At 56.2% G+C, this 24,358-nt stretch carries 21 protein-coding genes and 1 pseudogene; 13 read left to right on the top strand and 9 right to left on the bottom strand.

Features of this window, described 5'->3' with window-relative positions; genetic code table 11:
- Positions 1 to 383 (bottom strand): hypothetical protein (locus EDC90_RS16030; protein ID WP_132313432.1); only part of this gene is annotated, 383 nt, incomplete at its 3' end.
- Positions 384 to 649: 266 nt separating this feature from the next.
- Here EDC90_RS16030 and EDC90_RS21250 point away from each other — a divergent pair.
- Together EDC90_RS21250 and EDC90_RS16020 are read left to right on the top strand one after the other, a co-directional pair.
- Positions 650 to 832: pseudogene (locus EDC90_RS21250) on the top strand (IS481 family transposase); the annotation flags it as partial.
- A gap of 165 nt (positions 833 to 997) precedes the next feature.
- Positions 998 to 1,588, top strand: a complete 591-nt coding sequence (locus EDC90_RS16020; protein WP_132313431.1) for a hypothetical protein — start codon at positions 998 to 1,000, stop codon at positions 1,586 to 1,588.
- Positions 1,589 to 1,687: 99 nt separating this feature from the next.
- Here the strand turns inward: EDC90_RS16020 and EDC90_RS16015 are convergent, their stop codons facing one another.
- From EDC90_RS16015 to EDC90_RS15985, 7 genes are all read right to left on the bottom strand, one after another.
- Positions 1,688 to 2,467, bottom strand: coding sequence for a hypothetical protein (locus EDC90_RS16015; protein ID WP_132313429.1), 780 nt, complete (start codon positions 2,465 to 2,467; stop codon positions 1,688 to 1,690).
- Between the two features lie 98 nt (positions 2,468 to 2,565).
- Positions 2,566 to 3,510 carry an RDD family protein gene (locus EDC90_RS16010; RefSeq protein WP_132313427.1) on the bottom strand — a complete coding sequence of 315 codons (945 nt, stop codon included), beginning with the start codon at positions 3,508 to 3,510 and terminating at the stop codon, positions 2,566 to 2,568.
- The gene (locus EDC90_RS16005) at positions 3,507 to 4,574 is read right to left on the bottom strand and encodes a stage II sporulation protein M (protein WP_245511087.1); all 1,068 of its coding nucleotides are present in this window, start codon (positions 4,572 to 4,574) and stop codon (positions 3,507 to 3,509) included. The genes EDC90_RS16010 and EDC90_RS16005 overlap by 4 nt, the downstream gene beginning before the upstream one ends.
- Complete coding sequence (locus EDC90_RS16000; RefSeq protein WP_132313425.1) at positions 4,571 to 5,884, bottom strand: DUF58 domain-containing protein; 1,314 nt, start codon at positions 5,882 to 5,884, stop codon at positions 4,571 to 4,573. The genes EDC90_RS16005 and EDC90_RS16000 overlap by 4 nt, the downstream gene beginning before the upstream one ends.
- Complete coding sequence (locus tag EDC90_RS15995) at positions 5,884 to 6,840, bottom strand: AAA family ATPase (protein ID WP_132313423.1); 957 nt, start codon at positions 6,838 to 6,840, stop codon at positions 5,884 to 5,886. The genes EDC90_RS16000 and EDC90_RS15995 overlap by 1 nt, the downstream gene beginning before the upstream one ends.
- The gene (locus EDC90_RS15990; RefSeq protein ID WP_132313421.1) at positions 6,809 to 8,143 is read right to left on the bottom strand and encodes a hypothetical protein; all 1,335 of its coding nucleotides are present in this window, start codon (positions 8,141 to 8,143) and stop codon (positions 6,809 to 6,811) included. Before EDC90_RS15990 ends, EDC90_RS15995 begins: the two co-directional genes overlap by 32 nt.
- Positions 8,140 to 8,844: a DUF4129 domain-containing protein gene (locus EDC90_RS15985; protein WP_132313419.1), complete on the bottom strand. Its 705-nt coding sequence runs from the start codon at positions 8,842 to 8,844 to the stop codon at positions 8,140 to 8,142. Before EDC90_RS15985 ends, EDC90_RS15990 begins: the two co-directional genes overlap by 4 nt.
- A 567-nt stretch (positions 8,845 to 9,411) precedes the next feature.
- On the opposite strand from EDC90_RS15985, the gene EDC90_RS15980 reads away from it, so the two are divergent.
- From EDC90_RS15980 to EDC90_RS15935, 10 genes are all read left to right on the top strand, one after another.
- Positions 9,412 to 10,479, top strand: coding sequence for a LacI family DNA-binding transcriptional regulator (locus EDC90_RS15980; RefSeq protein ID WP_132313417.1), 1,068 nt, complete (start codon positions 9,412 to 9,414; stop codon positions 10,477 to 10,479).
- Positions 10,480 to 10,603: 124 nt separating this feature from the next.
- Positions 10,604 to 11,875: an ABC transporter substrate-binding protein gene (locus tag EDC90_RS15975; protein ID WP_132313415.1), complete on the top strand. Its 1,272-nt coding sequence runs from the start codon at positions 10,604 to 10,606 to the stop codon at positions 11,873 to 11,875.
- 116 nt (positions 11,876 to 11,991) lie between these two features.
- Positions 11,992 to 12,888: a carbohydrate ABC transporter permease gene (locus EDC90_RS15970; RefSeq protein ID WP_132313413.1), complete on the top strand. Its 897-nt coding sequence runs from the start codon at positions 11,992 to 11,994 to the stop codon at positions 12,886 to 12,888.
- Positions 12,888 to 13,709, top strand: coding sequence for a carbohydrate ABC transporter permease (locus EDC90_RS15965; RefSeq protein WP_132313411.1), 822 nt, complete (start codon positions 12,888 to 12,890; stop codon positions 13,707 to 13,709). The genes EDC90_RS15970 and EDC90_RS15965 overlap by 1 nt, the downstream gene beginning before the upstream one ends.
- Positions 13,710 to 13,719: 10 nt before the next feature.
- On the top strand, positions 13,720 to 15,984 hold the full coding sequence (locus EDC90_RS15960) for a glycoside hydrolase family 2 protein (RefSeq protein WP_132313409.1): 2,265 nt from the start codon (positions 13,720 to 13,722) through the stop codon (positions 15,982 to 15,984).
- Positions 15,977 to 17,059: an ABC transporter ATP-binding protein gene (locus EDC90_RS15955; RefSeq protein ID WP_132313407.1), complete on the top strand. Its 1,083-nt coding sequence runs from the start codon at positions 15,977 to 15,979 to the stop codon at positions 17,057 to 17,059. The genes EDC90_RS15960 and EDC90_RS15955 overlap by 8 nt, the downstream gene beginning before the upstream one ends.
- A gap of 238 nt (positions 17,060 to 17,297) precedes the next feature.
- A complete protein-coding gene (locus tag EDC90_RS15950; RefSeq protein ID WP_132313405.1) occupies positions 17,298 to 18,269 on the top strand; it encodes a zinc transporter ZntB in 972 nt (323 codons plus the stop codon).
- 179 nt (positions 18,270 to 18,448) lie between these two features.
- Positions 18,449 to 19,477: a GAF domain-containing protein gene (locus tag EDC90_RS15945; RefSeq protein ID WP_132313403.1), complete on the top strand. Its 1,029-nt coding sequence runs from the start codon at positions 18,449 to 18,451 to the stop codon at positions 19,475 to 19,477.
- Positions 19,478 to 19,648: 171 nt separating this feature from the next.
- Positions 19,649 to 21,169 (top strand): aldehyde dehydrogenase, encoded by a 1,521-nt coding sequence (gene adh, locus EDC90_RS15940; protein WP_165972864.1) that lies wholly within the window; start codon positions 19,649 to 19,651, stop codon positions 21,167 to 21,169.
- 89 nt (positions 21,170 to 21,258) lie between these two features.
- Positions 21,259 to 21,687, top strand: a complete 429-nt coding sequence (locus tag EDC90_RS15935; RefSeq protein ID WP_132313401.1) for a DUF779 domain-containing protein — start codon at positions 21,259 to 21,261, stop codon at positions 21,685 to 21,687.
- Positions 21,688 to 21,755: 68 nt separating this feature from the next.
- On the opposite strand, the gene EDC90_RS15930 is transcribed toward EDC90_RS15935, so the two are convergent.
- On the bottom strand, positions 21,756 to 23,147 hold the full coding sequence (locus EDC90_RS15930) for a GGDEF domain-containing protein (RefSeq protein ID WP_165972863.1): 1,392 nt from the start codon (positions 23,145 to 23,147) through the stop codon (positions 21,756 to 21,758).
- A 348-nt stretch (positions 23,148 to 23,495) separates the two neighbouring features.
- Here EDC90_RS15930 and EDC90_RS15925 point away from each other — a divergent pair, with 348 nt between their 5' ends.
- Positions 23,496 to 24,263, top strand: coding sequence for a hypothetical protein (locus EDC90_RS15925; RefSeq protein ID WP_132313397.1), 768 nt, complete (start codon positions 23,496 to 23,498; stop codon positions 24,261 to 24,263).
- The last annotated feature ends 95 nt before the right edge of the window (positions 24,264 to 24,358 follow it).

Below are 24,358 nucleotides of genomic sequence, written 5' to 3'. Positions count from 1 at the left end.
ACAGCAATCATGCGAAAGCTTATCGAAATCGCAAACGCACTCATCCGCGACGACAGAAAATGGGCGCAAAATCCTGCTTGATAAAGACGGATACTTGTCATTTCAGCAATGAGCGGCCCCAAGAATTGAGAAGCCGGTATACCTGCCTTCAGGCCGCAAATGATGATACAGCAAGTATTTTCAGCATTATGGGTATCGTGCTGGCCGGGTTGGACGGTACTGACGGAGCGCTCAGCCTCGGTATAATGGATATTGCTTGTTTGTACTGAACTTTCGCAATGCACAGCCGCCAGGCTGACAGAAGGTGACAGCACGACAAGCGCGATGGCCGTGACAATCAACAGCACATTCATCATCGCTTTTGTTTGCTGCATAGGCGTCATGTCAGATCCATTTATAGCACGGGGATCAATTTCTTGCCTGAAACCGTGTGATGGAAAATTCAGAAATGCATATAACTGCGTTCGCTCAGAGCATTTCACAGTTAGATGGAGACCTCTGACGTTCGCGAGAATACGTCGAAACAAGTAGATAAAGCAGCCCCGTTAGCGTTCCGAACTTCTCGCGCAACGCGACGTGCCTTTCCAAAAGTCCGGCGTGACATCGCCATGCAGAGTTGTACGGGAAGACAGATAAGATGGCGGCCGGCCAGTTGGAAACCCATCTCCAAATAGTCATCAACGCCTATAATTTCGGGCGGCGTTTGAAAACCATGCACGGCCTGACGCCATACGAATACATCTGCAAAATCCGGGCTTCTATATCACAATGGTTCAAACTTAATCCGATCCGCTTGACACCAAATGCCGGAATCAAAAGAACCACTAGCTAAATTTATGTTTCTAGTGGAATTTTCGAATTTGACATTTGAAACGATCACTGGCGGCAGGTGGGATTCAAATGTCAAAATCATTCCACTAGGTCATTGTAATAAATAAACTTTATAGCTAGAAACGCCTCGTTTGCTGAAAAAACAAGAGCCGTATTGAGGAATTTCATGCGCCTTAAATATCTGTCTATCGCTCTCCTTATATCCGCCTCTGCCGCCACCGCTCAGGACTGGGCCGACCCGGACCACCCGGAAATCGATTACTCCGGCGTTTACGGCCAGCTTGCATCGGAAAACGGCTATAAAGAAATGATGGGCTGGTGGTCATATGGTGACGACAGCAAGGGCTATGACGACATTGATCAGCTTGTTGTTGCGGCCAATGAATATCAGCTGATGAATGAGCATAAACACTGGACGCTCGCCGGTGAATGCCTTGATGGAACGCTGATCGTTGCATTGAATCACGATGTATCTGCAGCGCCGCGGACCTTTGCGGTCGCCGACGACGGCTTTATCGACGTAAATTACACCGTCGATGGCAAGCACCGTTACGAGGAAGGCTGGGTCGAATCCATGGCAGGCACACGGGCGGCCCTGTACAATGAGGATGCCTATACGATCCTCAAGGATTTCGCCGAAACCAGCGAAGTTGTCTTCGAGGTCACCAGTGCGGACGGTACAGCCAATGAACTGAAGTTTGATCTGACCGGCTCAGAAGAAGCTTTGCCCCGCTTGTTTGCGGAATGCGGACTTTAAAACGGATCTTCTTTTTTGAAAAGCACGACCATTCTGGTTGGTCGTTATAGCGATTTTTTGCGGGCGTCGGGTGATTTCACCTGACGCCCGCGACGTATATCAGTCGAAAATCTCGGCAAGATCGGCGTAGCCGACGCCCTCCTTGATGTCGCGCAGCCGTGCATAGGCCACCGAAACAGCGATCGAGACCAGAGCGGTCGTAACACCGTTGATCAGTCCCAGAATAATCGCGACGAGAATTGCCGGAACCGGCAGAAAGGCAGCTGCCATGGCAACAAGAAACGTGATGACGCTGATGATGATATAGGTGAGGACAACAAACCCGACGATCGGCCAGCGGTACTCCTTGGTCAGTCTGCTGCTGCGCGCAAGAGCGCCAATGCCCAGACCTTCAATCATGATTGCAGGAACGCAGACTGCCCAGACACCTGCAAGCCACAGGCCTGGCACGAGGAACAGCATAGAACCGATCGTGATGCCCAGCGCCGCGATAATGGTCACGATCACCAGTGCTGGCAGGCGGCGAACCGTCGCAGTCAGATAGGCGCCGAAACGAACAGGGCGGCCTGCTTTGGTATCATAAGCCGCCATCACCATCATGCCCGTCATCACCGCGTAGACGAGGATCGGCAAAACCCCCAGAACGAAGATGGCTGTGCCGACAGATTGCGTCATTGCGGCGGTGGCTGCCGGATCGGCCTCCAGAGGATTCGTGGTCCCCAGACCGGTCGCATAGGACGCAAGCTGCACAAGGATGCCCGGCACGGCGGACAGAATGACAAAGGTCAGGAACCGCTGGCGCAATACGGAGAAGGTTTCTCCGATCCGGTCGGCAACCCCAAAGGATGGCTGGGTGGTCGTTGCGTCGGTGGATGTCATGTCTGGTCTGCTCCTTCAACTGCTTCAGACGTGGAAAAGATCGTGTGTAGTGAACGTGTCAGAACAAAAAGTCTATAAAATTCAATAAAAAAGCACGCTCAGCTTGCATCGGAATGCTGTGCGTCGTGATACTTGTCGGCACGTGCATCCCCAAATAGTTTTTTCTGTTCGAGATACCCGCGCTGCGCGATGTAAAAGGCCTGGAGAAATTCCTCTTCCTCGTGCGGCGCGACAGTTTCCTCATAGCCGATCTTGCGACGAATACGCATTGCCACATCGGAAAGCCGTGGCCGGTTTACATCGTTCCGCTCACCACGCAGCAACTGCTCCAGAACCTGAAGTTCATACGCGCCATAGAGATCCATCTGAGCGGGCGTGAAAACGAACCGTTCGGCTGATGGAATTGTCGCAGACTGGCTGGCGAGATCAGGCAATAGTGCCGCAGACGGTTTCGCAATCACTGCCGTTCCGGCAATCAGGTCTCCGATACGCTGAGAGTGCCTGGTTACGGCAGGGAAAATAATGACGACGATCAGCCATAAGATTGCCATCAGGGGGATAAGCAGATTATCGGCCGACGATGAGAAAAGAAGGAGGATTGGCGTGAAGATCTCAATCTCCTTCATCAGATTGCGTACCACAATGCGGTGCACAGACAATCCGCCGCCATCAACGGCGACAACGCGGATACCAAGCATCCGCTTGCCGGGGGTCCTTCCATTCGAAAGCAGTTCGGCAATGATATAATAAGGCGTGCCAATAAAGAGAAAAATCAGGGATGCAATCGCCTGGGCAGTATCAAAATCAACCGATCCGGTCAGTCCGAGTGCCAACAGCAAAAGCAGGCTGGAAACAACGGTAATGATGATATCGATGATCTGAGCACCAGTCCGTGCAAACAGGCTGGCTAACCGGAGATCGAACGGTACGCCCTCGGGCGGCACGATCGTAAGGACCCTTCTGCCGCCTGCTTTCCTTTGCGTCCGCGGTTTCCGCTTGCCTTTCACGATCCCGGATTTTGCGGCTGCCTCCCCGGCCTTCATGACGCCACCTCCGTGACCAGTTGACGGGCATCTTCATCATCCGCCGAACGTGCTTTTGCCAGCTCCCGTTTCCGCCCTGCGCCCAGCAACCATAAAAGCCAGAGCGCACCGATACTCCAGCCGATCACGATCCGCCACATCGGTGCGCTCACCAGTTGCCGGGCGAAGCCTTCCAGAAGGCCTGCAGCCAGCAGCATCAGGGCCGCAAGCACTGCGAGCTTGACCGCATCGTGCGCGGCATATGCAAGAGCGGCCTTGCGTGTTTTTTCTCCCGGAAAAAGGACTGCGCGGCCCAGGCGGAAGCCGCCCGCCGTTGCAATGGCAATCGCGGAAAGCTCTGTGACGCCGTGGATCGAGAGCCATGCGAACAGGTCGAGCCCCAGACCTTTGTCGGCATAAATCGCCCCCATCGCGCCAATAATGCTGCCATTGTAGAGCATCAGCAGTGCGCTGGGCACACAGGCGATGATGCCGAGAACGAAGGAGAAGATCGCTACACGCGTATTATGGGAAAAAAGATAGGTCGCAAAAGCGCCGAGCTGGTCAAGCGCGCCCGGCTCGCTGTCGTAGATCACCCTGCGCAGCGCATCGGCGCTGGCCTGAGGCCCGCGCCCCGCCGCCAGTCCTTCCGGAACGAAGGCATAAAACCAGGTCGGATCCGTTTGTGTCAGCACAAAAGCGGCCACCCCACCCAGAACCATCAAAGCGAAGGCAGCCAGAAGCTCTAGACCGGAACGGCGAAATGCCAGCGGCGCGCCTGAACGGAAGAAGCGAGCAACAACGCCGCGAACACTGGCGCGAGGTGCATAGACAACCAGATAGGCGCGTGCGCACAAGCTCTCCAGATAGACGATAATCGCGCTGTCGAGCGAGATCTCACGTGCGACGGAAAGCGCATTGATGGCTTGACGGTAGAGCGTTACGAGATCGCGTGCATCTTTAAATGCGAGGCTTTTCAAGCCTTTCCGTTCGGCTTGGTCCAGAATGGTTTGCAGCCGCAGCCAGTCGTCTTCGCGCTCCAGGCGGAAGCGGCTTGAACGGATCGTTTCGCCGGATGTTTTCATATCAACTCCCGCGACCTGATGGAGAGGTAGGTTGAGATAAGTTCCGGCCTGAGGGCGCCCGGTGCTGTTTCAATGACGAACACGCCAAGCCGGGACAGCTTGTCCAGCACCCGCCGGCGCTCACGCTCAAGGTCTGCGGCAGCCACAACCTCGGAAACATTATTGAGACTGTTTACCGGCTTGCGGTGATAGGCCTCAAGCAGCGGGTCGCGCAGACTGACGAAAACCACGACATGATGCCTGTTGAGCACCTGCATGTTTTCAATCAGAAGCTCTGCCGTCGTTGTGTCGACGAAATCGGAGAACACGACGATCAGACTGCGCCGTGAAAGACGCTGATGCAGGTGACTGAGCGCAAGCGTATGGTTGGTTTCGACCAGCCTGTATTCCAGCCCGGCGGTGTGAGAGCGCAACTGGGTGAAGGCGCGTCGCCCATCCATTGGCGGAACGAACAGGCGTGGCCGGGCATCGAATGCGAAGAGGCCAACTCTGTCCCCGCTCTGGATGCCTGCCCAGGCAAGCGCCAGCGATGCATTGATCATGTGATCGATCTTGGTAAGCCCGTTGATCGGCTCGCGCATCAAATGGCCGTTGTCGAGCGCAAGCACAATCGAATGGTTGCGCTCCGCCTGCATCTGGCGCGCCACCAATGCGCCATGCCGTGCGCTGCGCTTGTAATCGATCGTTCGGGTATCCATCCCGGCCACGAATTCCCGGAGTTGATGAAACTCCGAGCCTTCACCATGAACGCTGGCTGCTTTCGCTCCGAATTCCGTTGCCGCCAGTTGCATGTCGATTTCGCCCGAGGTGATCGAGCGGATATTCGGAACCACCGATATTTCGTGTTCAATCGGATGCCTGCCGATCAGATCGATCAGGCCGAAACGGCTCTTGCGAAGGGTCCAGACGGAAGTGAGCTGCCACTTGCCTCTTCTCATCGCGCGCGCAGCAAGATCGACAGAGGCTCTGTCTCCACCACTGGGCATAAGCCTGAAAGTGCCCGAACCGTTCACGCCATCCGGCCAGCGCATCCGCCCGAAAGCTGGCGGAACCGGCTGTCTGCCATCTCTGCGCTTCAGGTGAAATGCGACAATCGCCTCCTCGCCCAGAAAGATTTCAGCAGGGGCGCTCACGTCCATCGTGAAGTGACGTGCGCCCGGGCTGAGAATCCAGTCTGAAAGACCGGCAGCGGCGAGCAGCAGCCATGCGCCGACAGCGATTTCAACCGGAGCCGAAGGCACAGCAAGAACAGCGACCGTCAGAGCCGCAACAGCACATGCCAGAACCAGAGCGAGAACGGATGGACGCATCAGCGCGGTGCCTCGGTTCTGTCGAGGATAGCATCCAGCACCGCCCTTGGTGTGCGGCCCTCGATTTCTGCAGCAGGTCCAAGAACGATCCTGTGACGCATCACCGGGATAAACAGGCTTTTGACGTCGTCGGGAAGCGCATAATCACGTCCGTCGAGCGCAGCGCGCGCACGAACCGCGCCACACAAGGCATCAGCGGCGCGTGTCGATACACCGTAGGCGATATCACCATCTTCACGCGTCGCCCGCGCAAGCGCCAGCACATAACGCAGGATCGTGTCATCCAGTCGAATTTCGTCGATCAATGCCTGTCCGGCGCGGATGTCTTCCAGACCCGCAACGGGGGTAATCGCCGCCTGTCGCGCATGCGCATCAAGTCCCTGATTGGCATGACGCTTGAGAATTTCCAGCTCCGCGGCCTCATCCGGGTGGTCAACGATCAGCTTGAACAGGAACCGGTCAAGCTGCGCTTCCGGCAAAGGGTAAGTGCCCTGCTGTTCTATCGGGTTTTGCGTGCCGATCACAAAAAACACATCGCCGACGGAATGGTCGACGCCGTCAATGGTCGCCTGACGTTCGCTCATCACCTGCAGAAGGGCAGCCTGCGTCTTCGGCGGCGCGCGGTTGATCTCGTCGGTGAGCAGGATGTCGGTGAAGATCGGCCCTTTGACCAGTTCGAAACGCCGCGCATCGAAGTCGAATATGTTCGAGCCCGTCACGTCTCCCGGCATGAGATCGGGCGTGAACTGGATACGCTTGAAATCGAGGCTGAGTGCCGCGGCGAGGCTGCGCGCAAGCAGCGTCTTGGCTGTGCCGGGCGGCCCTTCGAGCAGGCAGTGACCGCGCGCAAACAGGGAAACCAACAGGAGCTCGACAATTTCGCCCTGCCCCTGCACCGCTTTTTCAATCTCACCGGTCAACCGGTCACGAAGGTCGCGAAGCATGTCCAAATGCATCAAGGGTCTCCTGAAATGCTTTTTCAAAGGGTATGAGCGCAGCAAGGCGCTGTTGTGAAGCCGCGGCAGGGCCGGCAACCTGATGATAGGCATCCGACAGACGCGCACCGGTTTCCGGAACGCGGTGCCTGACCCGCCGGAGTATCTCGGCGGCCACCTCATCGCCGCTCATCGGACGCCGGGCTGCGCCAAGCACGATATCATCAAGTGTCACCATGCGGGCCCGGAGATAGGCAGAAGCAAGATCGTCCTGACTTCCTGAAAGCCTTAACAGTCTGGCAGAAGCTGCAATTGTGCGCACCTTGGATGCCACATCGAGGATTTGGGCTTCGCCGACAGGCGCGCCGAAACGACGGCTTCCGCGCCAGAGCGCGAGCCCGGACGCGATGACAATACCGATCCAGAACAGCGAGAACGGGTATTCGAAGAACCGCCGCAGATCCGCAAGCGAACGCTGCCGCGGGTCAAGCCCGCTTGTATCGGCGATATTGGCATAGGTGGTCGTATCGATATAGACCGGACGGCCTTCGGCAAGTTTCGAGATTATCCGCGAAGCCAGATCGGCATTGTCGCCGTTGGCAAGTCCGTGATTATTCACCAGATCGGGGTCGGACAACAGGTAGAAGCTTAGCCCTTCGCCCCAGATATCTGCGCAACGGGCCAGAAGCGTGCCGCGTCCGGCCAGCGTCAGTATTGGCTCGCAAACATCTTCGAGGCTATCTCTGAGCACACGCGGCGCATAGAGTGCGGCATCGCCTTCAAACGTTTCTCCGGTCTGATCCCCAGTAATGGCAGACTGCACAAAACCATCACCGGCGGTGGTAATCAAAGAGCCGCGGCCATAGCCAAAGACCGTCATCTGGCCTTGTGGAATAAGGACACCGGGGTCAGCTGTCCCGCTGGTGATCATGTCGCTACGCCATTTGGGCAGCACCACGAGCGTATCCGCACTTTCAATCTTGGCCAGAAACGTTTCAAGAGACAGGTTGCGAAGGGTCGCGCGCGGATAATCTGCGTCCGCTTCCTCTATATCCTGACGCCCGGCGGTCAGATCGGTGTCGTAGAGCGGCAAAATCCGCAGGATTGGTGTCTTTTCGCCGACGATCTCTTCGGGCGCTTTCTTCTCGACCCCAAGTCCCTGCTCTGCCAGCCATATTCCAAGGCCATCCGTGCCTATGGCACTGCGCTCAATACGCCCTGACGATGAAAAGAACATCAGCGCAATTCCGGCAATCACAACCGAAGCCAGGACAATGAGAGGGACGGAATTGCCGGACGCACCGTCCGGTGATCGCTCGTTCACGGCTTTGCCCTCCTGAGAAAGGGAGCCGCCAGATCGAGGCAATGTTGATATTGCTCTGGTTCGATCGGCTTGCCACCGAAAACAACGCGTTCGACTTCGGACGCCAGTGTTTCGAGCGCGGACCGGTGCGAAAATTGACCCGGCAAACGCTGCATGATTTCCCGCGTGGTCAGGCTGCGTTTGACCGCAACACTATTTTCCTGCGCCGCGAGCACGAGAAACCTCTGAAGAACAGTCCGCAAGCCTTCACCGGCGTCCGGCTCCGCACGCAGTCGCTCAATGAGATCATGATCGATTGGTGCGGACGCCTGTTTCAACGGCTCTTGATCCGATGGCAATGGGCCTCGTGCTTTGGGGCCGGCCATTTCCCCCAGCGCATTGCGTGACCGGTATATGATAACGGCCATCGCCAGAGCCAGCAGCGCCAGCAACACCCAGCCGGTGGTTTCACCTAAATCGAACCATCCCCCGTCAAGGTTTTTGGAAAGTTCGGGCTCGGAATGATCGTTATCGGCGACCCGATAGGTGATTTCGGTTTGCAAGCCGTTTCCGCCGGTTAAATCGAGGTAGGCTTGCGAGGATGCGCCACGTGGTGGCAGGAGCTTGCGCCCGGCTTCAGCAGCGAAGGTGCTGCCCGCGCTAACGGCCACCAGCAGGAAAACCATGCAAGTCGCTATAAAGGTTCGAATTCCCGGTTTCATCGAATCTTTCCTGTCGAACGGCTTTGCGGGTTTAGCACGAGCCTAAAACGGCTTCCAACCGATGAAAGAGCGCATATACCTTTGAACTTCAATCTAGTGTGGTGAATTTGAAATTCGCCTCACTATTGCAGCAACCTCAAATACGAATTCCAAATTCGAAAACCACACTAGAAACATAAACTTGCTAGTCACCCTCGTTGAATCTGACGTTCGTTCAGAGCAAGCGGAACAATGAGACGAACTTCAGATTCGGGTGACTAGGGGCGCGCGCCGGAAGCGACACCGGAAACGACAGTTGCAATGTCCGTTCACGGCGACATTCAACGGTTCCACCCCCTGCTGAACCACCGCATCATCGAATATCAAGGCAGCGCCCGGACGGATTTACTATCAATGGGAAACGCAGTGCTTTGCAGATCATTCCGGCAAGCTGTTTACTTGCTTTTCCAGTAGACCACCCGCATATTTAGTAAAATTTTACCCACTCAGGCACAACAGCCTCAGGACTGTGTTAAAGATCACAACACCCTAAGGGTAAGACAATTGAGAAGCCGAGGAGAATAAGACGTGGTGACGATACGCGAAATTGCACGGGCTGTCGGCGTTTCATCCGGCACGGTTTCGCGGGTGCTGAATTATGATCCTTCGCTTTCAATTTCCGAACCGAAAAGAAAGGCGATCATCGAAACCGCCGAGGCGCTGAACTATGAAACGCCACGCAGCCGGAACCGGCTCAAAATGGCCCCGCTACGCGCCGCTAACCGCATGCCCGGCCTGCAGCAGCTTGCGACGGTGCATTTTCTGGAAGCCGACGAAGAGCTGATCGATCCCTACTATATCGGGGTCCGGCTTGGTATCGAACGGCGCTGTCGGCAGTTTGATGCGGATATTATCAAAGTTTTTCATGCCGACCTGGCTTCAAGCGCCGCACTTTTGGAAAGCATGGCTGGTGTTATCGTGATCGGCAAACACCGGCCTGCCGATATCGATTTTATTGCTAGCCATAACCGTCATGTCGTTTTCGCTGATTTTGTCCCGAAAGATGAGAACTTTGACTGTGTTTTCAGTGACCTGGGTGCTGCAACGCGAACGATTCTCGATGGCCTCAAACATGCAGGCTACCAGCGCATCGCTTTCATCGGAGCACACGACCGCATTGACGAACCCTGCCAGCCCTACAGCGAAGTACGCTGCCGCGCCTATGTTGACTGGCAAAAGGCCAATGGCACGTTCGATCCGGCACTGATTGCGCTCAACGACGATTGCAACAACGGCCAGAACCTGAAGCTTGAAGTCGGTTACGAGCAAGCCAGAACACTTCTTTCAAACGACATCAGACCGGATGTAATCGTGACAGCAAACGACAATATCGCGATCGGCACGGCAAGAGCGGCTCTGGAAGCCGGGCTGACAATACCCGACGATATTGCCATCGCTTCCTATAACGATATCCCGGTTGCCCAGTTTTTGAACCCTGCGCTCTCGACCATGAAAATACCGGGCGAAGCCATCGGCGAGACGGCCGTCGATCTGCTGGCCGAGCGGATCAATGGCCGGGAAGACTATGCCAAACGGGTTACGATACCGACGACCATGATCTGGCGAGACAGCTGCCGCCCCCCGAAAGATCGGTAGCTGGATGTGCTGGCCTGATAAATTTTACTAAATTTTTTCTTGCTTAGATTTGTGTTTTGTCGTTACCTTCTATCAGCGGCAGGGAGAGAGCCGCCTGGAGCGATAATCCGATTGGGAGGAAACCATGGACACGCATTCCGTGCTGAAGCGGGCTAAGGCTGCTGCCTTGTCCGGTGCTTTTATGATGACTGCAACCACCGCATTTGCCGGTGAAATCACAGTCTGGTGCTGGGACCCGAACTTCAACGTCGCCATTATGGAAGAGGCTGGCGCACTTTACACCGCCGAGCACCCCGACACGACCTTCAACGTCGTCGACTTCGCCAAACTCGATGTCGAACAGAAGCTGCAGACTGCCCTTGCCTCCGGCACCACCAGTGCGCTGCCGGATATTGTTCTGATCGAAGACTATGGCGCGCAGAAATATCTTCAGTCCTTCCCCGGCTCGTTTGCGCCGATGGATGATGTTGTCGATTATTCCAAATTCGCGCCCTACAAGGTCGAGCTGATGACGCTCGATGGCAAGGTTTACGGCATGCCCTTCGACAGTGGCGTGACCGGGCTTTACTATCGCAAGGACTATCTGGAGGAAGCCGGATTCAAGCCGGAAGATATGGAAGGGATCACCTGGGACCGTTTCATCGAGATCGGCAAACAGGTGGAGGAAAAGACCGGTCACAAGATGACCTCGATCGACCTCAACGATGGCGGTATGACCCGCATCATGATGCAGTCTGCTGGCGGGTGGTATTTCGATGAGAACGGCGACCTTGATATAGTCGATAATCCGGCGCTGAAGGCTGCACTCGAAACCCAGGCCAAGATGGCCAATGCCGGGATCCTTTATCCGGCAACAGGCTGGGCCAATTATGTTAACGCATTCACCTCGGGCAACACCGCATCGGTGATTACCGGCGTCTGGATTACCGGCACGATCAAGGCGCAGGAAGATCAGTCCGGCAAATGGCGCGTCGCCCCCATTCCCTCACTTGATGGTGTCGACGGCGCCACGCATGCCTCCAATCTCGGTGGTTCAAGCTGGTATGTTCTCTCGTCTTCCGATGTGAAGGACGAAGCCATCGATTTCCTCAACGAGATTTACGCCAACGATGTCGACTTCTACCAGAAGATCCTGACCGAGCGTGGTGCTGTCGGCTCCCTGCTGGCCGCACGCGATGGCGCTGCCTATCAGGCGGCTGACCCTTATTTCGGCGGCGAGGAAGTCTGGCAGCAGTTTTCGGACTGGCTGAATGAGATCCCCGCAGTCGACTACGGCATCTTCACCAACGAACTGGATACCGCAGTCACGGCCAACCTGCGTTCGCTGGTCGATGGCAAGCCCATCGACGAGGTGCTCAAGGCAATCGAACAACAGGCCAAATACCAGATCCAGTAAAGGGCGATCGCGGCAGCGGGCTTTTGGCGCTCGCTGCTGGCGCTTTCTCCGGCGGGCGGAAAGTCCGCCGGACGATCTGGCTGTTTTCTTAAAGGCTTGTGGGGCAAGAGACGGACATGGTGAATGCAAGATCCGGCAATCTGAAACGGTTTTACGACGTGAATGGCTGGCTGTTCGTGGTGCCGGCGCTACTGTTGATCGGCACATTCATGTTCTATCCGATCATCCGCTCGCTTGTGCTGTCGTTCTATTCTGGACGCGGCATGATGATGAAATTCGTCGGATTTGGAAACATCGAGCGGCTGTTCAACGACCCGGTGTTCCTGCAGGCACTGACCAATACGCTGACCTTTCTGATCATTCAGGTACCGGTGATGATCATGCTGGCGCTGATCCTGGCCAGCGCGCTCAACAGTCCGAAGCTGAAATTCCGCGGGCTTTTCCGTACCGCGATTTTCCTGCCCTGCGTCTCGTCGCTGGTGGCCTATTCGATCCTGTTCAAGAGCATGTTCGCCACCGACGGCATCGTCAATTCAACGCTGCAATCGCTCGGTCTCATCGACATCCCGATCCCGTGGTTCACCGATCCCTTCTGGGCGAAGCTTCTGATTATCCTGGCGATCACATGGCGCTGGACCGGCTACAACATGATTTTCTATCTGGCCGCACTGCAGAATATCGACAAGTCGATCTACGAGGCGGCTCGTGTCGATGGTGTACCGAAATGGCGTCAGTTTATGCATCTGACGATCCCGATGCTCAAACCCGTGATCCTGTTTACCACCATCACCTCGACCATCGGCACGCTGCAGCTCTTCGACGAGGTCTATAACCTGACCGAAGGCACCGGCGGTCCGGCCAATTCGACACTGACGCTGTCGCTTTACATCTACAACCTGACCTTCCGTTTCACGCCCAATTTCGGTTATGCCGCGACGGTTTCCTACGTCATCGTCGTCATCGTCGCCATCCTGTCCTTCCTGCAATTTTATGCCGCGAGGGAACGCAAATGATGCCGCGTTACACCACACGCTATCTTTCGACCGCGCTGCTTTACGGTGCGCTGGGGCTTGCCGCCTTCATCTCCGTCTTTCCGTTTATCTGGATGGTGATTTCGGCGACGAACACGACGGCCGACATCGTCACCGGCAAGGCATCGTTCGGGCTGGCGTTTCTCGACAATATCAAAATGTTCTTCTCTCAGGTCGATGTACCGCTGATCATGTGGAACTCGGTGAAGATCGCCATTGCCGGAACGGTGCTGACGCTGCTGGTCTCATCTCTGGCCGGTTACGGCTTCGAGATTTTCCGGTCAAAATTTCGCGACAAGGTCTACACGCTGGTGCTTTTGACGCTGATGGTGCCGTTTGCCGCAATCATGATCCCGCTGTTCATGCTGATGGCCAAGGCTGGGCTGATCGACACCCATATCGCTGTTATCCTGCCAACCATCGCCTGGGCCTTTGTGATCTTCTATTTCCGGCAGGCATCCAAAGCCTTCCCGTCAGAACTGCGCGATGCCGCTAAGGTCGACGGGTTGAAGGAATGGCAGATCTTCTTCTACATCTATTTTCCGGTGATGCGCTCGACCTATGCGGCAGCCTTTGTCATCGTCTTCATGCTGAACTGGAACAATTATCTGTGGCCGCTGATCGTGCTGCAATCAAACGAGACGAAAACGATCACGCTGGTCGTCTCCTCGCTCGCATCGGCCTACTACCCCGATTACGGCACGGTGATGATCGGCACTATTCTCGCCACGCTCCCAACCCTGATTATTTTCTTCGCCATGCAGCGCCAGTTCGTCCAGGGCATGCTTGGCTCGGTCAAATAGGATGACGACAATGCGCCAGATGGAAAAATTCAATGCAGGCTGGACTTTCCGTGAAGGCTTCGATGCCAGTTCGCCTCAGTCTTTGCAAACGGGCGAAGCAGTGCGCTTGCCCCATACGGCGGTTGAGCTGCCCTACAACTATTTCGATGAACGGTGTTACCAGAAAGTATTCACCTATCAGAAGGTGCTTGCCTGGCAACCTGCATTTGAGGGCAAACGGGTTTCGCTTGTGTTTGACGCCGCGATGGCGGATGCAACGGTCTATCTGAACGGTGAGCAGCTGGCCCGTCACAGGGATGGATACACGCCTTTTGAAATCGATATCACAGCGCATCTTAACCGTTCCGGTAATCTGCTGACTGTGCGGATCGATGGTTCGGAAAATCCTGAAATTCCGCCATTCGGCGGCCAGATCGATTATTTGTGCTATGCCGGGCTTTATCGCGATGCCTGGCTGAAAGTCACCCCGCTTGTCGCAATCGACAAGGTCAAGGTCGAGACACCGGATGTGCTTTTTGATAAGAAAACCGTCTCGGCGCGCGCTTATCTGATCGGCGATATGGCAAAGGCGCAAAATGGCGAACTGCATGCAAAACTGACCGATGCAGAAGGCAATGTGCTTGCCGTGGCGAAAGTCACGATCACCGGCCCTGAAGCACTGATAGAGCTGCGCGAACTCGATGGCATCCGCCTTTGGGATATCGACGATCCTGCACTTTATACGCTTTCATTCACCCTGGAGACAGACGCGGGCACGGATATGCTGGAGACACGCTTCGGCTTTCGCTCAGTATCGTTCGGGACGGATGGTTTCCGTCTGAATGGCCGCCCGCTGAAGCTCAGAGGCCTCAACCGCCATCAAAGCTGGCCGCATCTTGGTTATGCCATGGGCCGCCGGGGGCAGGAAAAGGATGCCGATATCCTGAAATACGAGCTGGCCTGCAATGTCGTGCGCACATCGCATTATCCGCAGTCGACCTACTTTCTTGACCGCTGCGATGAAATCGGCCTGCTCGTGTTTGAAGAAATTCCGGGTTGGCAGCACATCGGACCTGAGGTCTGGAAGCAGGAATCCATCGAAAATGTTCGGCGGATGATCACGCGGGACTGGAACCATCCCTCAATCATCATCTGGGGCGTGCGCATCAACGAGTCAGCTGACGACCACGACTTCTATGCTGAGACCAACCGTCTGGCGCACGAACTCGACAGTACACGACCAACCGGCGGTGTGCGCTGCATCGAAAACAGCGAATTGCTGGAAGACGTCTATACGATGAACGATTTCGTTCTCGGCGATGAAGAGCTTCCCGGCCGCAATGCCAGTCGCCGGTTCCGCCGCGAACAGAAACAAGTCACCGGGCTCTCCCACGATGTTCCCTACATGATCACCGAATATTGCGGACATATGTATCCGACAAAGCGGTTCGATCAGGAACAGAGGCAGGCAGAGCATGTGACCCGCCATCTTCAGATGCTCAATGCCATTGCCGGAGATACTTCGATTTCTGGCGGAACCGGCTGGTGCATGTTCGACTACAACACACATGAGGATTTCGGCTCCGGCGACCGTATCTGCTATCATGGCGTGCTGGACATGTACCGGGAGCCCAAATTCGCGGCCTATGCCTATGCGTCACAGGGAGATCCCAGGCAAAAGATTGTGATGCAGCCAGTCACCTTCTGGGCGCGCGGCGAGCGCAATATCGGCGGTGTCCTGCCGCTGATCATCCTGACGAACTGCGACTATGTGGAATTACGTTTCGGCGACGAAGCACCGAAGCGCATCGAGCCGGATCACGCGACCTATCCGCACCTTCAGCATCCGCCGGTGGTGGTCGATCTGCGTTCCGTCACGCCGGAGGAATTCGGCGAATGGGGGCGCGTCTGGCACGATGGAACGATCACCGGCTATCTGGATGGCGAGGCGGTCACGACGGTCAGGATGCCCGCCGGGCCGGTTCCGACAACCCTTCAGATCGATCCCGATGCGACCACGCTTTATGCGGAGGAAAAGGATTGCGTTCGCGTAATCCTGCGGGTGCTTGACCAGTGCGGCAATCTCCTGCCGTTCTTCGATGAGCCGGTGCATGTCTCGCTCACCGGTCCGGGGCGCATTGTCGGGCCGGACAGCCTGAGTTTCAGAGGCGGCACGGCCGGTCTCTATATCGAAGCCGGAGACAGCACCGGCGATCTGACGCTTCAGGTGCGCTGCAACGGTTTTGCAGACCAGACCATTCGCTTTTCTGTCGAAGGAGCACGGACCGATGGCTGATGTAACGCTTTCCGGCATTCGAAAGTCGTTTGGCAACCTCGAAGTGATCAAAGGCGTCGACCTCGATGTCGCCTCAGGTGAATTCATCGTCTTTGTCGGACCATCCGGCTGCGGAAAATCGACCCTGTTGCGTATGATCGCGGGCCTTGAGGATATCACTTCCGGCGCGCTTGCAATCGGCGGCAGGGATATGACCGACGAGGACCCGGCCAAGCGCGGTATTGCCATGGTGTTTCAGACCTACGCGCTCTACCCGCACATGACGGTGAAGGAGAATATGGGCTTTGCGCTTCGCTTCGCAGGCATGGATAAAGGCGAGATTGAAAGCCGCGTCGACGAGGCGGCCCGGATGCTGGAACTCGAAGCGCTTCTGGACCGCAAGCCGAAGGCGCTTTCCGGCGGCCAGCGCCAGCGTGTCGCCATCGGCCGCGCCATCGTGCGCCATCCGGATGTTTTCTTGTTCGATGAGCCGCTATCCAACCTTGATGCCGAGTTGCGGGTGCATATGCGGGCTGAGCTTTCATCGCTGCACGACCGGCTGAAGACGACGATGATTTATGTGACCCACGATCAGGTGGAGGCGATGACGCTGGCCGACCGCATCGTGGTTTTACGACAGGGACAGGTGGAGCAGATCGGAACCCCGCTTGAACTCTATAATGAACCTGCGAATACATTTGTGGCAGGGTTTATCGGTTCGCCCTCGATGAATTTCCTGCCCGCCACCGTCAGCGCCGGTGACGACGGTGCGCCGGCCCTTAACCTGTTCGGAGAGGTGATGCCGGATATCCATCTGCCTCCATCCGTCAAACCCGACGCAAAGGTGACCGTCGGCGTTCGCCCGCAAAGTATTCGCCTGGCCGAAACAGGTGCTGCGGCGATTGAAATCACCACAACGCTGGTTGAGGCGCTGGGCGCGGAGACCGTCGTCTATGCCACGACAAAGCGCGGTGAAGACATGCTGGCGGTTCTGTCCGGACAGCATATGCTAAAGACCGGCACAGCGATCCAGGTGACGTTCGACAGAGCCGATATTCATCTTTTCGACGAAAACGGAAAACGGCTTGCAGGGTGAGGAAAACGCATGTTCTGCGAGGCCCTGAGCGACTCCATAATGAAACGCAAAGACCGCCGCTCATGGCGGCAGCGCCGCGAAACATGGCACTTATCGCCGTCAAAGCAGGTCCGCGCGGTCGTTGACTTTTGTCATATCAGGGATTTTGCATAATAGGGACCAATCTGATTTATTCCGGCAGGATCATAAGATCCAGGCTCTTTCCCGCAGCGCCACTCACCACAAGGAGCATGCCGATATGAAGACGGTTTCCGCGACATTCCTGACCGGAGAAAAGGCGGGACAGGAGCCCGAGGACGAGCGCGAACTGGTAGCCGCTTTGGCGGAAAAGCAATTGCTCTGGATCCATCTGGATGCTGGTGCAGCGGAAACACGACTCTGGCTTGAGCAGAACCTGAAAGCGCTGGACCCCACAACCATTGATGCCTTGCTGCAGAATGAGACCCGTCCGCGCGCCGAAACACTCAACGATGGCGCGTTGATCAATCTTCGCGGGGTGAACACAAATCCCGGCGCCGACCCTGAAGATATGGTCTCAATCCGGATATGGGCCGATGAGTGCCGGATCGTCACCCTGACGCTCAGACCACTGGCGACGATTACGGCACTGCAGGAAGAAGTACGCGCTGGCAATGGAGCCGGAACGTCAGGTGATTTTGTGTGTCGCCTCTCGGAGCTTTTGTGCACACGTATTGAAGGCTTTCTTCGTGATCTTGAAGAACGTGTCGACTTTCTCGAAGCGGATGTGCTTGGCGAACCGGATCAGGCGCTGCGTCAGGGAATAACCGATGCCCGTCAGGACGTGATCCTGTTTCGCCGTTTTGTCGCCCCGCAGCGCGATGCGCTGGCCTATCTCCTGCATTTTCGCTCGCCGGCATTCATGTCTTCCAAAGAGTTGCGACGCCTCAGCGAGGTTCATGACCGGGTCGTGCGCGTGGTTGAGGAGCTTGACGAGTTTCGAGACCGGCTCGTCGTCATTCGCGATGAGCTGGCAAATGTGATGTCGGAGCGGGTGAACCGGAACCTTTACCTGCTTTCTGTGATCTCGCTGATCTTCCTGCCCCTCGGTTTTCTGACCGGCCTGCTGGGCATTAATGTCGGCGGCATTCCCGGAACGTCTGAACCCGTCAGCTTCTGGGTTGTCTGCGCAATCTGTATTGCTGTTGTTGCACTGCTGCTGCTTGTCCTTCGCAGGAAAAACTGGATCTGATCGCAAAAGTGCTGCAGGGCACTACGCAACCTTGGTTCAATGCGCACGATCATCCCTTCCCTAAAACCCGGTTTTCGAGCACAATCAATTTGCGGCCCGTGGAGGAGCCCCTGAAGAGCACGGCAGAGGAGAGCCGGTTTTCAAGGGAACGGTTACCGCATGACAGGGAGGAGATACCAATGGCGTTCTTTTCAGGGCGGGCCGAAACCCGCCTGCATGCCGACATCGTTCTTTCTGCGGCGCTTTCAGCGAATGGTCCTGCCCGTTCGCCAGTCGCCGCATCATGGTGGCGATCCCATGTTCAGTACGGATTGGATCCGGCAGGCCCGGCAAGACGGCAGGCCGAAAGGACGACACGCACGGAGCTGAGGCAACGCAGACAGCGCGCAGATTTCTTGCTGCATATGGCTGCAAACCGGCTGGATCGGCTTTTCCGCTGTGTCGCGCAATCCGGCTGCGGCGTATTCTTAAGCGATCAGGACGGCTATGTTCTCGATGGACGATGGCGCAACGGTGATGCATCGAGTTTTGAAAACTGGGGACTGGTGCCAGGTTGCAACTGGTCGGAAGCCGCTGTTGGAACCAACGGTATCGGCACATGTCTTGCTGAAGAGCGGTCGCTGATTATCCACCAGGATGAGCATTTTCTCGAACGCAACATTGCAATGAGTTGCATGGATGCGCCGATCCACGGGCCGGATGGTCAGCTGATGGGGGCGCTTGATGTCTCATCGGCCAGAAGTGATCAGACTGCCGTTGCCAATCAGATGATCGCGGCGCTGGTGCGGCAGGCGGCCCGGCAGATTGAGGCCGACTGCTTTCGCCATAGCCATCACGGCCAGCGCATTATTCTGGTCGGTGAAGCAGAGGATCCGGGCGAACCTTCAGACACCGCTGTAACAGCGCTTGTGGCTGTGAACGAGGATGATCTGGTGATCGGGGCCACGCGCGCTGCCCGCAATATACTGGGGCTGAAAACGGTCGGTGCATTTTCTCCCCTGCCCGCAGATGATCTGATCTCTGCAAAGACACAGCCCGGCGGGTTCTGGTCTGCGGAGCGCTCGACCATCGTCAAAGCGCTGGCACGCCAGAACGGCAATATCAGCAGTGCAGCCCGCGAACTCGGCATCGGACGGGCCACGCTTTACCGACGCATGAAACGCCTTGGTATCACCGCAAACGATGAGGCACCGTCTCTGCGTTCCTGAGTCAGCTGAAAAGCATTGACCCCTTGCAAAGCCATTCGGATTTCCGCCGAAACTGTCTCATTTGTGAGACACAAATGGCTGGTGGCCGCACCGTCTCAGCAGACACAATGGGCTTCAGGGTTTTACATTCAGGCATCACGCAAGTTCAGACCAATTTCTGGGAGGAGATTCATGAACGAGATGCCGAAAGCAGAAGGGCTGCTGAAATCCCCCTTCAAGGACCGCTATGACAATTTCATCGGCGGCAAATTCGTCGCGCCCAAAAACGGGCGCTATTTCACCAACACGACACCGATCACCGGGGCGGCGATCAACGAAATCGCCCGTTCAGATGCCGCTGATATCGAGCTGGCGCTTGATGCCGCCCATGCTGCAAGGGCGGCCTGGGGCAGCAGGCCACCGGCAGAACGTGCCAATATGCTGTTGAAGATTGCTGACAGGATCGAGGCCAATCTTGAGCTTCTGGCCACCGCCGAAACCTGGGACAACGGCAAGCCAATCCGTGAGACGATGGCCGCCGACCTGCCGCTTGCAGCCGACCATTTCCGTTATTTCGCCTCCGCGCTTCGCGCACAGGAAGGCTCGATGAGCGAGATCGACGACGATACGGTCGCCTATCATTTCCATGAACCGCTGGGCGTTGTCGGTCAGATCATTCCGTGGAATTTCCCGATCCTGATGGCATCATGGAAGCTGGCTCCGGCGCTGGCGGCGGGCAATTGCGTTGTTCTGAAACCGGCGGAGCAAACCCCGGCCTCCATTCTCGTGCTGGCCGAGCTGATTGCCGATATCCTGCCGCCGGGTGTCCTGAACATCGTCAACGGTTTCGGTCTGGAAGCCGGTAAACCGCTGGCGCAAAGTCCGCGCATTGCCAAGATCGCCTTCACCGGTGAAACGACAACCGGTCGTCTGATCATGCAATATGCAACTGAAAACCTGATCCCGGTCACGCTGGAACTGGGCGGAAAATCGCCGAACATCTTCTTCAAGGATGTGATGCGTGAGGACGACAACTTCCTCGACAAGGCGGTTGAGGGGTTTGTATTTTTCGCCCTCAATCAGGGTGAGGTCTGCACCTGCCCCAGCCGTGCGCTCATTCAGGAAGACATCTATGATGAATTCATGGAACGCGCGATTGCCCGCACCAAGGCCATCATTCAGGGCGATCCCCGCTCCGCAGACACGATGATCGGGGCGCAGGCGTCCAGCGAACAGCAGGAAAAAATTCTCAGCTATTTCGATATCGGCAGGCAGGAAGGTGCCGAAGTTCTGCTGGGCGGCGAACGTGCCGATCTCGGTGGCGAGCTTTCGGGTGGTTATTATATCCAACCGACCATCCTGAAGGGTCACAACAAGATGCGGGTGTTCCAGGAGGAAATCTTCGGCCCCGTCGTCTCGGTCACCACCTTCAAGGATGAGGCGGAAGCGCTGGAAATCGCCAATGACACGCTGTACGGGCTTGGCGCCGGTGTCTGGTCGCGGGATGCCAATACCTGCTACCGCTTCGGCCGCCATATTCAGGCCGGACGCGTCTGGGTCAACAATTATCACGCCTATCCGGCCCACGCCGCCTTCGGCGGTTACAAACAATCCGGTATCGGACGCGAAACCCACAAGATGATGCTCGATCACTATCAGCAGACGAAGAACCTTCTGGTCAGCTACAGCACTGACAAGGTCGGGTTCTTCTAAAACGATCCGGTCTTCCCAAGACCCTGACCGGGCGGCAGGCGGGCATTGTCCTGCCTGCCGCCATTGACCTTTGAAACGGAGGAGCGAGAATGGTCGACACGGATCAGGACATCACCTGTATCACCGACGAAGGCCTTCCCGAAGGGGCTGAATCCGGTTGCCGCGTGACGGCCACGACGGCGGCGCGACAATTGATCCGCGAGATACAGGCCGAGTACGGCGCCATCATGTTTCACCAGTCCGGCGGATGTTGCGACGGCTCGTCGCCAATGTGCTATCCGAAGGACGAGTTTCATATCGGCAGCGCAGATGTGAAGCTTGGCACGGTGGAAGGCGCCGACGTCTTTATTTCCGGCCCGCAGTTTCAGGCGTGGAAACACACGCAGCTCATCCTCGACGTTGTTCCCGGCCGCGGCGGCATGTTCAGCCTCGATAATGGCCGCGAAAAGCGTTTCCTGACCCGCTCCAGGCTTTTAAGCGCTGCGGAACAGCAAGCGCTTGATCAGGCTTCGCCGTAGATGGCTGCACATGCTGTTCCCTGTCCTGAAATGGCGGCGGCTGCGTTTCAGTGAAAAGCGGAATGTGCCTAAGCTTCAACAGTGTTACGTGCAATTTCAACCCGGTTTCGCCCGGCCTGCTTCGCCCGGTAAAGCATCTCATCTGCGGATTTGACCAGTTCCTGATAATCCGGATGGCCTTTAAATTCGGCGATACCGATTGACGCGGTAATATTGACGTTCTGTTCGTCGGTAATCGCGATCGCTTCGCATTCGAAAGCCGAGCGAATACGCTCTGCCATGTTCAGTGCGTCATCCACGCCTGTTTCAACAAGTGCGATCAGAAACTCTTCGCCGCCGTAGCGGAACACGAAATCACCGATCCGCGTGAGGTCAAGGACGCGCTTTGCGCACGCCTGAAGAACAAGGTCACCACCGGCGTGCCCGAACCGGTCGTTAATGCTCTTAAAATGATCGATATCGACCATGATGATGCTGAGCGGGCGGTGCATTTTTCGTGCATAGCTGATCTCGCGCATCAGGATCGTTTCCATGAAACGACGGTTCAGCATCCGGGTTTGTGGATCATGGCCGCCTTCCAGCCGGGTTGCTGCGGCAAAACACTCGCCCAGAAGGGCCTTGATCTCATTCACTCTGGCCTGCAACCGCACCAGATCGGCTGCAGGATTCTGTCCTGATTTAAGGCCCGGCATGATGGTTTTGTCGATCTCAGAGATCGTTGCGTTGACTTTCTTCAGCTCGGCCATGCCCTCGAAAATGACATTGCCTCGATGGGTAACCCAAAGGCCGAATTCAGATTCTGCAAGCGCTGTTCTGTCGCCGGCATAATGGTCTGCCGCAATCGAAAACAGTATGTTCTGCGTCCATTCAGCCAGAGCTGCACGCTGCGCCTCGCGTTCCTGTGAAAGGTTCTGGCCAAGCGAGTAAAGACGATAGGCTTCCTCGCTGCGCGCGGCCCGGGTGGTATCGCGGTTGTAACCGGCTGACATGATCTCAAAGGCGATGTTGAGTGTGGAGGAGACAACGCGAAGCAACGCATTCATCATTGCCTCGGTTTTGCTGTTCCTGAGGATCCGGACCTGCAGATCCTCAGCCAGTATCCGCCAGGCATGATTGACATACTGAACAGGAAGCCCGATCCGGGCATGAACGGAGCCCACCTTTAGCTGCTGCTCCATCATCGCTTCGAAAGCAGGGGGCTGATCTTGCGGGAACAGCGCAAGCAGCCACTGTGTAAGCGTGTGAACCAGGCGGCTTTCGACCAGACCGTCCGGCAGCATGTCCGAAAGCTTTTCGTGGCTTTGCAAGATTGCGTAGAAATACTCGACCAGATGCGGTGCTTCGGAACGGACAATTGCTGCCAGTTGCATGCGCTCAGACTTTGAAAGCGAGTTTTGCAGAGCGTCCCACTCCTTTTCAAGTTCAGTAGAGTCAAGGTCGTCGAGAGAACCGATAGGCATGAAAGACACTCTTTGCGCAGGCATGTCAGTAATGCGCCACTGATACCGCAGAGGCATGCAGTTGCGTGATTTCAGATTTTTGTACCTACTAAACGAGGTTTCTATGAAGTCAAATATGTGACGGGGATTTGACTGCCTGTCCGCTTGTCCGGAGACTGGCCCGAGGCCGGATCAAACGTGTTTCGCCTCCGTGCTTTTGAAATGAACCGGCGCAGGACGAGACATTAAAAAGATGGTTCCCTGACCATGCCGTGAAACGGCGCGGCCTGCACCTTCAGCTATTCTGAATTGATTTTCACCGGAAGGCTGCAGAAAGCTCGTCACTGAACGCAACAAAAGGAAACCAGAATGCCAGTTTCTGATCTGATGTCTATCCGCCGGTCACACTCATCCGGTGACCTGCCTTCCCTGCCCACCGAAGCTATCCGGCGGAAGCAGGCTGGCGCGCTTATGGGCGAAGCAAAAAGGCTGCAAACGTGGACAGATGCGCGACTCCCCACGCTCCGTCAGGAACTGGAAAAGCAACCGGCGGTAAAAAGCATCGAAGAGCAGTTGGACATGACTTCAATGATCGCCAACCTAAGCCAGAATAGCAAGCAACTCTGTGAAACTGTCGACAAGCTGTCTAGTCTATTGAAGCAGGCTGAAAAAGCCACCTCTGATCTCTTGCTTCGCCAACCGCTTTCTCGCGGCAGGCGTGCTGACCGGCAGCACACTCTGATGATTTCAGAAGATACGAAAGCGGAGAAACGCTCGCAATCTCTCAGCCGCGGGATCGCACAACACCGAGCCGTCAGTAAGCAGTTGCCACCCAATCCCAAAGATCACCCGCTGGTATCCCGAGACGCATTCGGTCTGATGGTCAATCGCGTCAAGTTGCTTCAAGAAGCTGATCGTCTCAACGGAGAGGAAGATCTTGGCGCAGAAGAAAAGCAGCTTATACGCGAACTTTACAATACCCTTGATGATACTGCGAATAACCTCTTCGATCTGAGCAACCTCGTACATAGTCTGTGCGATGGCCTGGCGATGCATCAGCAGTATCAGCAGGAAAACGCCCACCTCTTGCAGACTTGTAATGAGGAAGCCGGCAACCGGTTGCCGCCAGCAGAGTGACAAACGTCTGTAGTGGGCCAATGCGGTGAATTTCAAATTCGAAACCCACATTAGAAACAACAACCTTTAAGCCACCTTCCTTGAACCTGACGTTC

Source organism: Martelella mediterranea (assembly GCF_004342225.1).
Classification (GTDB): domain Bacteria; phylum Pseudomonadota; class Alphaproteobacteria; order Rhizobiales; family Rhizobiaceae; genus Martelella; species Martelella mediterranea_B.
This window is presented reverse-complemented; position numbering and strand designations above follow the sequence as displayed.